This is a genomic window from Geomonas azotofigens (assembly GCF_018919395.1).
Taxonomy (GTDB): domain Bacteria; phylum Desulfobacterota; class Desulfuromonadia; order Geobacterales; family Geobacteraceae; genus Geomonas; species Geomonas azotofigens.
On record NZ_JAHLME010000002.1, the window covers coordinates 679,151 to 691,571 of the forward strand.

A 12,421-nucleotide genomic window follows, 5' to 3' on the forward strand; every position below is an offset into this window, starting at 1 on the left:
GGGGCGTTCGGGGCCAGCGCAAGACGCGAGGCCCGGAGTAAGGAGAAAACAGTATGCACATCGATTTGAACTGCGACATGGGTGAAGGGTTCGGCGCGTACACTATCGGCAGTGACGAGCAGGTGATGCCGTTCATCACCTCGGCGAACATCGCCTGCGGCTTTCACGCCTCTGACCCGGCGACCATCCGCAAGACCGTCAGGATGGCCAAGACCCACGGCGTCGCGGTGGGAGCCCACCCCTCCTACCCCGACCTGGTCGGGTTCGGGCGGCGTCCCATGGAACTCTCGGCAGAGGAGGTCACCGCGGACCTGATCTACCAGATCGGGGCCCTGGCCGCGTTCTGCAAGTGCGAAGGGATCAAGCTGCAGCACGTAAAGCCGCACGGGGCGCTCTACAACAAGGCCGCCGTCAGCAGCACCATAGCCTTGGCCATCGCCGAGGCGATCAAGGCCCTGGATCCTGACCTGTACCTGGTATGCCTGAGCAATTCCGAGATGGTGACCGCCGCCAAGGCAACCGGCATCAGGTACGTGGAAGAGGTCTTCGCCGATCGCGCCTACACCCGGGAAGGGAAACTGGTGCCGCGGACCCAGCCGGGCGCGGTGATCCACGATCCGGCGCTGGCCGCGGAACGGGTACTGGCCACGGTCAGGGACCGCAGCGTGACCTCCATAGATGGCAGCGAGGTCCCTCTCAACGCCCAGACCATCTGCGTTCATGGCGATACCGCCGAAGCTATCGAGATGATCCGGATCATCAGGTCGCGGCTGGAGCGGGAAAAGGTTCAACTGAACGCCTTCGGCACTCTTTAAAGCGAGGTACACCATGACCATCGAAAGCAAACTCCATCTTCTGCAGGCCAAAAACGAGCAGGCCGAGTTGGGGGGCGGCGCTGACAGGATCGAGAAGCATCACAAGTCCGGCAGGCTCACCGCCCGGGAGCGCATCGCCATCTTGCTCGACGAGGGGAGCTTCAACGAGATCGACAAGTTCGTCACCCACCGCTGCCACAACTTCGGGATGGAAAAACAGAAGATCGCCGGCGACGGTGTGGTGACCGGTTACGGCACCATCGACGGAAGGCCGGCATACGTCTTCGCCCAGGACTTCACCGTCTTTGGCGGGTCCCTCTCCAAATCCTATGCCGAGAAGATCGTCAAGATCATGGACATGGCCCTGAAGAACGGGGCGCCGGTAATCGGCCTGAACGATTCCGGCGGGGCCCGGATCCAGGAGGGGGTCGATTCGCTCGCGGGCTACGCCGACATCTTTTTGCGCAACGTCACCTCCTCCGGGGTGGTGCCGCAGCTGTCGGCCATCATGGGGCCCTGCGCGGGGGGAGCGGTCTACTCGCCGGCCATCACCGATTTCGTCTTCATGGTCAAGGACACCTCCTACATGTTCATCACCGGCCCGGAGGTCATCAAGACGGTAACCCACGAGGAGGTGACCAAGGAGGAACTGGGGGGAGCCATGACCCACAACTCCAAGTCGGGATGCGCGCACTTCGCCTGTTCCGATGACGAAGAATGCCTGCTGATGATGCGCGAACTCTTTTCGTTTCTCCCCCTGAACAACATGGAGGACCCTCCGCGGGCCGCGTGTGACGACGACATCAATCGCTGCGAAGATGCCCTGCGCAGCATGATCCCCGATGACCCGAACGTCCCCTACGACATCAAGGAGGTCATCAAGGCCGTGGTCGATGACCGCTATTTCTTCGAGGTCCAGGAGCACTACGCCAAGAACCTGGTGGTGGGCTTCGCCCGGTTGAACGGCAGGCCGGTAGGCATCGTCGCCAACCAGCCCATCTTTCTGGCCGGCGCCCTGGACGTCGACTCCTCCCTCAAAGGGGCGCGCTTCACCCGTTTCTGCGACAGCTTCAACATCCCGCTGGTGATCTTCGAGGACGTCCCCGGTTTCATGCCCGGCGTGGGGCAGGAACTGGGCGGCATCATCAAGCACGGCGCCAAGCTCCTCTACGCCATGGCCGAAGCGACCGTGCCCAAGATCACCGTCATCACCCGCAAGGCCTACGGCGGCGCCTACTGCGTCATGAACTCGAAGCACATCCGCGGCGACTACAGCATGGCCTTCCCCACGGCGGAAATCGCGGTCATGGGGCCGGAAGGCGCGGTCAACATCATTCACCGGGCCGAGATGTGCGCTTCCGACAACCCGCAGGAAACCCGGAAATCACTGGTCAGCGACTACCGGGAAAAGTTCGCCAACCCTTACAATGCGGCCGAACTCGGCTACATCGACGAAGTCATCGATCCGGCCCGGACCCGGTCCAAGCTGATCAGCGTGCTCGAGATGTGCAAGAACAAGCGCGATGCCAACCCGCCGCGCAAGCACGGCAACATCCCGCTGTAGCCGGCGAGTTACCACTGCATCTCGAAGCGTACTGCAAGGAGTAGTTCATATGCCTGCTGACAAGCTTTTTAACAAAGTCCTCATCGCCAACCGCGGCGAGATCGCGGTACGGATCATCCGCGCCTGCCAGGAACTCCAGATCCCCACCGTAGCTGTCTATTCGGAGGCGGACCGGGCCTCGCTGCACGTGAGGGTGGCGGATGAAGCCTACTGCATCGGCCCAGCCCCCGCCTCCCGCTCCTATCTCAGGACCGACACCATCATCGAGGTGGCGAAGAGGTCCGGCTGCGACGCCGTCCACCCCGGATACGGGTTCCTCTCTGAAACGGCCGCTTTTGCCGAACTCTGCGCGGCAGAAGGGATCACCTTCATCGGGCCCAACCCGGATGCCATCAGGACCATGGGGGACAAGGTCGCGGCCCGGAGGGTGGCGGCCGCGCAGGACGTCCCGCTGGTGCCCGGCATGCTGGAGGAGTTGAAGGACGACGGCGCGGCGCGGCAGGTAGCTGACACCATCGGTTACCCGCTCATGGTCAAGGCGGTGCATGGGTTCGGCGGAAAGGGGATGCGTGTCGTGGAGCGCCCGGAGGACCTGGCCAGGCTGGTGCGGGCGGCCCGTTCCGAGTCGTTCAACTGCTTTGGCAGCAGGGCGGTCTACCTGGAGCGCTGTATCGAAAGCCCCCGGCACATAGAGATCCAGATATTCGGCGACAAACAAGGGCACGTGGTCCATTTCATGGAACGCGAGTGTTCCATCCAGCACCGTCGCCAGAAAGTGATCGAAGAGGCGCCATCGACCATCGTGGATGAAGAACTCCGAGGGAAACTGGGCGAAGCGGCTCTCCGCATCGCGCGAGCGGTCGGCTACGATTCGGCTGGAACCGCAGAGTTCCTGGTCAACGCGGCAACGAAGGAATTCTTCTTCCTGGAGATGAACACCCGTCTGGCGGTCGAGCACCCGGTCACCGAGGCTGTCACCGGCACCGACCTCTGCAAGGAGATGATCCGCGCGGCCGCCGGCCTCCCCCTTTGCTTCCAGCAGCAGGACATCTCGTTTCGTGGTCACGCCATCGAATGCCACATCCACGCGGAGGATCCGGATCACGACTTCTTCCCCATCGCCGGGCGCATCGCCGGCCTGCGCACGCCGGGCGGCCCGGGTGTCCGCGATGACTCGGGCATGTACGAGGGACTCGAGGTGCCCCCCTACTACGACCCGCACCTGGCCAAGCTCGTGGTGTGGGCCAGCACCCGGGAGCGCTGCATCAGCCGGACCCGGCGGGCACTGTCCGAGTACTTCGTGAAGGGGATCAAGACCACGATCCCCTTCTGCGAACGGGTCATGCAGAATGAGCATTTCATTGCCGGCGACTACGACACGACCTTCATCGACAGCAGGTTCGTCAAGGAGGATGCCGCCAGGGAAAAACCGCACCAGGAGGTGGCGCTCCTTGCGGTCGCCATCAAAGCGTTCCGCAGCGACCAGTCCCAGACTCGCAAGAGCGCCGCTATTTCAGACACCACTTTGCAGGCCGAATCGGGCTGGAAGATGAGTGGCCGTATCAAACGCTGACGGCACGTACCGGAGGGATTCCACATGGCATATATCGTTACCTGCAAGGGAGAAGAGCGGAACATAGGGGTGGAGGAGCGTCATCCCGGCCTGTACACCGTTCACTTGGGAGGGAAGGAATACCTGGTCGATTACCACGAATCGCGGGATAACCTCTTGTCCCTGATCATCGATGGCAAATCGTACGAGGTCGACATCGAAGTTTCCGAGAGTGGGGAGATGTACGGTGTCGACATCCAGGGGGATCATTTCGAACTGGAAGTAGTTGAGGAGAAGAAAAAAAAGCTGGCCAGGAAGCTGTCCGCCGCGCCAAGCGGGAGGCAGGAGATCAGGTCACCAATGTCTGGCAACGTCTGCAAGATCCTGGTCAAGCAAGGGCAGCCTGTCGAACCGGGCCAAGTGCTTATGATCCTTGAGGCGATGAAGATGATGAACGAGATCAAGGCAACCGTTGCCGGGGTTATCGGCTCACTGAAGGCGAAAGAGGGCGTCCCGGTTGCGACCAACGACTTGCTGTGCGTGGTGGAACCGGCGGAATAGGGGTCAGCAGCCGGATTTTAAAAGTATTTTTCTTGGAAAAATGGACTCACGGTAGTTATACTGCACCCTTACAGCACGCCTGTGTCAAGTTCCGCAGATATCAGAGGGTCTATGCCAAAGAAAGAGATCGATACCAGCAGCGTTCAGGGTACTTCCAAGCCGTCCGATGAGAATAACGTCCATATCGTTACGTCCTCACATCTCGCTATTTCCTACCCCGAGTCATCCGAATTCGAATTCGGGCTCATCATTGCCTATCATGCCTTCGAACGCTGGATGGTGCGTTGTATGAACGCCGCCGGAGCCAAGGACATGGCCCCGCTCGACATCCTGATCCTGCACCATATCAACCACCGCGGCAAGCAGAAGCGGTTGGCGGACATCTGTTTCATCCTGAACATCGAAGACACCCATCTTGCCACCTACTCAATCAAAAAGCTGATTGCCGCGGGGCTGGTCAGCGGAACAAAGAGGGGAAAGGAGATGTATTATTCCACCACCGCTAAAGGCTCGAACATCTGCAATAACTACAAGCTGGTGCGCGACACCTGCCTCATCGAAAGCTTCACCAAGAGTGACGAAGAAGCAAAGACTTTGGCCGGCATTGCGAAGTTCCTGCGCAACGTGTCCGGCAGCTACGACCAGGCTTCCCGCGCAGCATCCTCATTTGACCTGACTTCGTCTTGACGTTCATCCCCGGCCCGAAGCGAGAAGCTCCCCCCGCCCGATCGCGAAAAATACCAAAGGCACCGGTCGCGGGTCGTCACCGTCATCGTTTTGTGAGGTATCACCCCCCTGGGAGAGGAATCAGGAACGCGGCTGCATGAACATGCAGCCGCGTTTTTATGTGCTCCGGAGGCTTTGCTGCTAGTGCATCCCCTTCTGGACAAACCGACTGCCGTTTACCCAAAAGCAGTTCCGCATCATCCTTGGTGGCTTTTACCGAGAATCCCATCTATCGCCTTTCTCAGGGTCGACAGGTTGAAAGGTTTTTCCACGAATCCAGCCAATCCCGTGCCGGCGAATTTGGGGGCCACTTCGTACTCGCTGTAGCCGCTTGCCATGAGCACCAGCACCTTCGGATCCAACTGCCGCAGCTCCCGGAAGCATTGCTCCCCGTCCATCTGCGGCATGGTGAGGTCGAGGATTACCAATGCGAGGTCCGGGGTGTTTTTGAAGACCTCTACCGCCTGCCGCCCGTTTTCTGCAGAGAGCGGCGTGAAACCGAGCGCCTGCAGCATTTGGCAGCCGATGTTGCGCACCTCCTCCTCGTCGTCCACCAGGAGCACCTTCCCTGCGCTTTTGTGCCACCGGACTTCGGCGGCAGGAGGTGCTGCGACCTCGGGAGCCTTGTCGCTCGCGGGGAGGAGTACCCGGAATGTGGTTCCCTTGCCGGGCGTACTGTCAACCTTGATGGTACCCCTGTGTCCCCTCACTATCCCCAGCACGGCAGCCATCCCCAGGCCCCTCCCGGTGAATTTGGTGGTGAAGAAGGGATCAAAAATCTTTGAGGCAGTCTCCGTAGACATGCCACATCCAGTGTCGGCGACTTCTACAAAGACATAGACTCCTTCGGGGATGATGTCTGTAAGCCAGGTCCCCTGGAGGTATTTCTCATCGCAGTGGACGCTCCCAGTAGCGACATCGATCACCCCGGCCTGCTCCCCCAATGCCTCGGAGGCGTTGATCACCAGGTTCATGACGATCTGGCGGATTTGCGTTGCATCGGCGTCAACGACAGGCAGCGGGCGGGTGAGATGGTAGTTCACCATCGCCTTCTTGGAGACGGAGACCTCGAGAATATGCTTCATCTCCTCGACCAGATGGCTGAGATCGGTGGGCTCGACCACAAACCTCCCTTTACCAGAGTAGGCGAGCATCTGCTTGGCCAGGTCGGCGGCTCTTGCTGCCGATTTTTCGATCCGCTGCAGGTTTTCCATGACCGGCGACTGGGGATCGATCTGCGTCAGAGCCAAATCGGCATTGCCGATAATGCTGGTCAGGATATTGTTGAAATCGTGGGCGATGCCTCCCGCCAGGACGCCGAGGCTTTCCAGTTTCTGCGCGTGGAGCAACTGCTGCTCCAGCCGGTTGCGCTCTTCTTCCGCCTCCCTGCGTTCGGTAATGTCACGGGCGGTCGCGTAGGTTAACCCATCCTGAGGGTTGTACACCGCGCTCCATGATAGCCATCGGACGGAACCGTCCTTGCACACATAGCGGTTTTCGAACCTCAACGAATGCCCGGACCGTATCTGCTGCTCCATTTCGGCAAGGGTCGGTTCCCTGTCGTCGGGATGAACGAAATCGATGAACGGCCTGGCCACGAGTTCTTCCTCGCAATAGCCGAGGATCTCGGAGAAAGAGGGGTTGGTCTTAAGGAAGGCACCATGTGGATCTGCTATGCACATGAGGTCGTCAGAGGTCATGAACAGTGTATGGAACTGTTCACGTTCCTTTTCGGCTCGTTTGGAGTCTGTGATGTCATGAGCTGAACCGAAGAAACACTCCAAGTCGCCCCGTTCATCAAAGCAGGCAGTGGTTGAATCACGCAGCCAGCAATATTCTCCGTCAGCCCTCCTGAGACGGTACTCGAGGTCCAGATTGACAGTTGCGGTGGTGCGGTGGAGAAACGCCTCCTCCAGAACGGCAAAGATGCGTACCCTGTCATCGGGATGGAAGTACTCTTTGAGCGTTTCAAGGCTGTTCTTTTGGAATTCAGCAACGGGATGGCCGGTTATCTGCTCGAAGGCGGGGCTCAGGTAATCATACCTGCCTTCTGTGACGTTGAGACGGTAGAGGACGTGATGACGGCTGTTCAGCGCCTGGGTGAAGCATTTGTTGGTGTAGTCGAGTTCGGCCATTTGATGCCGACGCTTTGAGATGTCGCGGGTCAGCGAAAGCCCCACGTGCATCCCCCCCAGTTTGAAGACCGTGGTTCGGATCTCGACGGGAAATGTCGATCCGTCCTTGCGCCGGTGCACCGATTCGAAGGTGACCGGCGGCTGGTCTATCAATGAGGCGAACTGGACAGCGAAAGTCTCCCTGCTGATCAGCGGGTCGATATCCGTCACGTTCATCCTGAGGAGTTCGGCCCTGGTATAGCCGAGACAATCGCAGGTGGCACTATTTAAGTCCAGGATCTCCCCTTGCGGTCCTATCAGCTCAAAACCGTCACCTGCCTGCTCCACCAAGGTACGGAAGCGCCGTTCGCTTTCGGCTAGTGACCGGGAAGCTTCCTTCGACTGGCGCATCTGGCGCAGCGTGACAATAAGGAGGGTAATCAGCGCCACGATGGCCACCGACGCCAGGATCTGGTACGAGCCGCCCTCCCCTGACAGGGTGCCCCCCATTGCTCCCCGTTCCAGGGGTGCAGCAGTGGCTGATGTTGGGGACTGCAGGACAAGGAAAGGCAAAGCCCTGTAACAAAGCGAATTGAGCCGCAAGGATTTATTTTTCATGGTCGCTGTCCGGTATGGGATCTCTAGTGAGAGGCCGCTATCAAGTCATCGGCTGGGTGGCGGTCATCCTTTTTTGCGCAGCACCACGTTCTGCAGCCATCGCGTGCAATATATCAGAAAACCAGTTAAAAAAGGTGCGCCCCGTACACCCGCCTTGGCTGCGAAAAAAGAAATGGCACCTACAAAAATGACTGGAGTGGTGCTGGAGCCGAGCCGGCATGAAAGATCGTTGCCCGAGCTTTAGGCATGCCACTACAACAATTGGGGGAATCGGCGAGCGGAAGGAGCCGCCCCCCATTGTACACGCCTTTACACCTGTCGTAGATCTTTACACGTTTCCCTCCTGCATCTTACCAAGCCCCTCTCTGAGCACCTCCACGGCACGCGGCTCCCGCCCGTAACCGGCTGATTTAATTATGGCGGCACGCTAGTTGCCTTGCAATGGACAGTTTCAAAATACAACGAACAGGGAGGGCATGAGAATGAGAGCTATTGTGGCAGGAATTCTGACCGCCGCGCTAATGCTTGGCGCAACGGGGATCGCCGGGGCAACCTTCTACACGAGCACCACCGACCTGGACCGGATCCTAACCGGCACCGGCACGGCCACCTGGCAACAGGAGATGCCGGGCGACTTCGAGATGCCCTACGACACCATCAACAGCGCCAAGTTGACGATCTACTCGAACTTCGTCAACGGCGGCAACGACGCTGTGCAGGTGGAAAGTAACTTCCTGGGGACCCTCAAGAACGACACCGGCTGGATCTGGTTCTGGAACCCGATGGAGTCGACCAGGTTCGACGTCGCCTCGAGCATCACCGCACCATGGGCGCAGGGCCAGGACCTCGACGTATCCCTCATCTACGACGAAAGGGGCTGCCTTAATTTCCTCTATCTGGACCGGTCCGTGCTCTGCCTCAACTATAACAACGAGACCGCCCCGGTCCCCGAGCCGGGCACCATGCTACTTATGGGCATCGGACTCGCCGGGATCGCGATCTACGGAAAGCGTCGCAGGAACGAGGCATGATCTTCAGTAAGATCTCTGCAGGACCAAGGGGCTTTACATAAAGTGTAAAGCCCTTTTTACACAAATTTGAAAACACCTCTAGCCAGAGACGCTGGCAACTTATGTAAATTATGCACCAGACAGAGCCAAGACCAAGACAGAGGCAAGATGTCCAAAATTATATTAATTGGCAATGGGAGAGCGAAAGCAGGACAAAGTTGCGAGGGATAATACGCAAAAAAGGCACTTAGCTGGTCTCAGCCAAGTGCCTTTGTGATGTTTTGGTTGCGGGGACAGGATTTGAACCTGTGACCTTCGGGTTATGAGAGCAACCTCCCGCCCCTACCGTACCCTCAAAAAATCATCAACTTGCTGCCGATACAATATGTTACCGCTACCAGAGCGGTAACAAAGTAACACATGTTTAACACGTTTGCAACGCCTTAGGGTACAGGTTAGGGTACGGAGTTTTTGACGTTCTTCAACGACAACTTACACCATTAAAAAATTTAGGATTCTGAGGCTTCAAGGAAACTCCAGGGGCTCTCGACTTCATCCCCCAAGTATCGTGACCGCGTGGAGTTTTGCGGGCCTGTTACTGTCGCTTCCCGCAGAGATTGTCCCAGTGCATGCCGCACCCTTTACTGCAGGTGCCATTGTCATGAGCTTCTTTTGACTTAATTCCCAGCTTTTTCATCGTCAATTCACCTCCTCTCATTCACGAATAGGCGTCGCACCTTGCTCCGAGTCGTCCGCAGTGCGTAGCCCCACCACCAGCCTAACGGCTTTAAGGAAGGCCTTTGCTTGGCGGCAGCTGCTCTCATTTGCTGCAAGATAATCACCTGTGGCGAGCCATGCTGCACCGGCACAGACTTCCGGGCAATAATCACAATAGTCATGGGTTCCGCATTCTTTAAAATCAGATATCTTTATGCCGCGCCATTTTGATAGGAACCCCTCTTGGCTTAAGCACCCCCGTTGCCAAATTGCGGTGATCCCGCCGGGATCGCGTATGCTTCCAAGCCCGACAGGAAATCCAGTGCAGGGATACACCGTCCCGTCCGGCGATATACAAAGGGATTTACGGCCTGCACCACACGGATGCCTATCTTTGTTAAGCTGCATGTCTGTTCGGTAAACGCCGTTTTCAATCTCTACTCTGAAAACTTCTGCCATTTGTTCGACAGAGGGCAACAGTGCAAGGGGACGCATATTATTGCCATATCCAGCAGACATGGACATATCCATAAGAACCTTGGCACCAAGTTCTTCCCCAAGTCGCTTAGTTGCATGGTACCCAGACACAGTTGAAGTCATCTGGATGCTCTTTAGGACGGTGGGAACCCGTGCATCCCGAAGTAGATGAAATGTGTTAATAGTCCTTTGCCAGGACCCGGAAATTCCTGTGATCGCATCGTGCTGTTTGGGTACGGCACTGTAAACGCTGATATCGACCTTGTGAACACCGAAACTTTTCAGTTTGGCGGCAAACTCAGCGTCTATCCCCAATCCATTCGTATACACCTCAACACAAAATCCTCGCTTTCGTGCACCCAGGAGGATTTCCCAAAAATCTTGTCGGAGGGTAATTTCGCCACCACTTAAAAAAAGCCGAAAAACCCCTAGCACAACCAAATCGTCAAGAAGCTGTAAAACCTCCGCAGTCGAAATCTCTTCTTGTGCATCTGTTGCCCCAGCCTGTCTTGAAGCGGCATTCGGATTATAGCAGTGAATACACCTTTGATTACATACGTAAGTCAGGTCTAAATGAGAGCTATATAAGAAATTGTTTTTGTCTGCCCACTGCATCATCTCATCTTCAATTTCGTTCTTGGCAGTCGCGGCATAATCAGTGTTAAGAACTTGAGCCTGAGTGTGACTAAGAGTTCGGCAATTTTCGATTAAACCTTCATTTGCTAGCTCTAGAACAAATAAATCTAACTCGTCTTCCACTCCTAACAGTTCAGCCAAAGATTTAAGCTTGGTATAACTGGCACCATTTTTGGCTATCAGATCAAAAAGCTCCGCAGACTCATCGGCGAGAAGTAGAAAGTTTCGCGTTGACTCGTTTGACAAGAAGCATCTTGTTTCCGATGCAGTCCTATAGACCCGCCAAGAGACCCATGGTTTGACTTTAAAATTCTGTATCTCCCCGCAGTTGCACATCACATCACCTTCGCGACAATTTGTCACAGTTGAAGTTTTGCTAACCTCTGGCTCCTCCCCCTCGTCTGAATTCATCAGTCACACACGTCCTTAATCGAAAGCTGTGAGTCACAAACAAGCTCACTCTTCTCATTCGGCAGCGTCCTTGAGGGCAAACGGCCAGAAAGCGAGTGGAATGTCCTAGGGGCAGTATAACTTTCATCTAACCATATCAGATGTATTGACTGGAGACACGGGGACAACTAACCACAATGCAGGGGTGTCAACGGCGCCCAATCACAATCGGAATTTTGAGCCCCCCCCTCAATCTAAAAAGCCTTAATATTTCATAGGGGAGGGCTCCCGTGGATGCTGCTACCAAAGTTAAAATCCGAAGCCGATCCTCAACTTGGGGCGTATTTTCGGCTTTTCCCTTGATGATCTAACAGCACTCGGAGTAGATTTTTTCTTCCCCCACTTTTTTGTTGCCCACTCATGCCGGCTCCTAAATTCATTGGGCCACCAAGATTATTTTTACAGCTTCATCTTATTTCTCCTGCTTTTAATTATCGAGGCCTCACTCTGTAGGTATTTCCGTTTTGGTCACGCAAAGTGCCGTAACCGTCATTATCAATGGTGCCGCGCAATCGGTCGCCGTTATAGTTTTTCATCCTGACGGTTCCATCACTTTCGATTTCACCTCTGTACTTGTTCGATGGATCGTAGTCATACTTATTTTTCATTTCGATTTCCCTACTGCCACCGTAGGAACGACCATAACCATAGGGGTCTTGTTTAATTTCGTAGTTGTCGTAACTTCCTGCAAGCACAGGTGAAGCGAGTAATACAATGCCCAAGCAAAATACTAACTTTCCCATAGCGTAGTCCTCTCCTTCTTGGCTCCCAAGGATATCGTTATACACCAAAATGGAGCCTTATCTTGATGCACAACGTTAGTCTAACTGGCTTGCTTTCCAGAGAACGCAGCCAGACAAAGCTCTAGCCGGTTGGTTAGCAACCTCTTTTAACGGCTTTCGCCAGATGCCCGGTTATCTATGCGTTCGGTTTTGTCCACATACCGGCCATTTTCTAAAATTATATTGAATTTCTCGTTTTTAAAATATCGGATGTATGCATAGAAACGTGTTTCGTCAGCTTTAAATTGCCGAGCAATTTGAATATAGTCGGCTTCAGTAAGTCCTGTTGCTGCAAGTTTTTGCGCGATAGCAAGTCCAAAAGTGCCAAGCTTACCATACTCTTTAAGCGGTCTACCTCCGGGACCGCCAGTGCCTCGCCTGAACTCATCACTCATGATT

At 55.9% G+C, this 12,421-nt stretch carries 10 protein-coding genes; 6 read left to right on the forward strand and 4 right to left on the reverse strand.

The window, feature by feature from the left end; all coding sequences use genetic code 11:
• Positions 1 to 53: 53 nt before the first annotated feature.
• The 5 genes from KOL99_RS07970 (at position 54) to KOL99_RS07990 (ending at position 5,179) form a co-directional block, all read left to right on the forward strand.
• The gene (locus KOL99_RS07970) at positions 54 to 815 is read left to right on the forward strand and encodes a LamB/YcsF family protein (RefSeq protein ID WP_216509933.1); all 762 of its coding nucleotides are present in this window, start codon (positions 54 to 56) and stop codon (positions 813 to 815) included.
• A gap of 13 nt (positions 816 to 828) precedes the next feature.
• Positions 829 to 2,379 (forward strand): acyl-CoA carboxylase subunit beta, encoded by a 1,551-nt coding sequence (locus KOL99_RS07975; RefSeq protein WP_216509934.1) that lies wholly within the window; start codon positions 829 to 831, stop codon positions 2,377 to 2,379.
• A 49-nt stretch (positions 2,380 to 2,428) separates the two neighbouring features.
• Positions 2,429 to 3,952 (forward strand): acetyl-CoA carboxylase biotin carboxylase subunit, encoded by a 1,524-nt coding sequence (locus KOL99_RS07980; protein ID WP_216509935.1) that lies wholly within the window; start codon positions 2,429 to 2,431, stop codon positions 3,950 to 3,952.
• A gap of 24 nt (positions 3,953 to 3,976) precedes the next feature.
• Positions 3,977 to 4,492, forward strand: coding sequence for a biotin/lipoyl-containing protein (locus KOL99_RS07985; protein WP_216509936.1), 516 nt, complete (start codon positions 3,977 to 3,979; stop codon positions 4,490 to 4,492).
• A gap of 111 nt (positions 4,493 to 4,603) precedes the next feature.
• Positions 4,604 to 5,179, forward strand: coding sequence for a winged helix DNA-binding protein (locus KOL99_RS07990; RefSeq protein ID WP_216509937.1), 576 nt, complete (start codon positions 4,604 to 4,606; stop codon positions 5,177 to 5,179).
• A gap of 236 nt (positions 5,180 to 5,415) precedes the next feature.
• Here the strand turns inward: KOL99_RS07990 and KOL99_RS07995 are convergent, their stop codons facing one another.
• Positions 5,416 to 7,950, reverse strand: coding sequence for a PAS domain-containing hybrid sensor histidine kinase/response regulator (locus KOL99_RS07995; protein ID WP_216509938.1), 2,535 nt, complete (start codon positions 7,948 to 7,950; stop codon positions 5,416 to 5,418).
• Between the two features lie 482 nt (positions 7,951 to 8,432).
• Here KOL99_RS07995 and KOL99_RS08000 point away from each other — a divergent pair, with 482 nt between their 5' ends.
• On the forward strand, positions 8,433 to 8,981 hold the full coding sequence (locus KOL99_RS08000; RefSeq protein ID WP_236025890.1) for a PEP-CTERM sorting domain-containing protein: 549 nt from the start codon (positions 8,433 to 8,435) through the stop codon (positions 8,979 to 8,981).
• Positions 8,982 to 9,674: 693 nt separating this feature from the next.
• Here the strand turns inward: KOL99_RS08000 and KOL99_RS08005 are convergent.
• The 3 genes from KOL99_RS08005 to KOL99_RS08015 form a co-directional block, all read right to left on the reverse strand.
• A complete protein-coding gene (locus KOL99_RS08005) occupies positions 9,675 to 11,036 on the reverse strand; it encodes a radical SAM protein (RefSeq protein WP_216509940.1) in 1,362 nt (453 codons plus the stop codon).
• 635 nt (positions 11,037 to 11,671) lie between these two features.
• A complete protein-coding gene (locus KOL99_RS08010) occupies positions 11,672 to 11,983 on the reverse strand; it encodes a hypothetical protein (protein WP_216509941.1) in 312 nt (103 codons plus the stop codon).
• Between the two features lie 146 nt (positions 11,984 to 12,129).
• Positions 12,130 to 12,417: a hypothetical protein gene (locus KOL99_RS08015; protein ID WP_216509942.1), complete on the reverse strand. Its 288-nt coding sequence runs from the start codon at positions 12,415 to 12,417 to the stop codon at positions 12,130 to 12,132.
• Between the last annotated feature and the right edge of the window lie 4 nt (positions 12,418 to 12,421).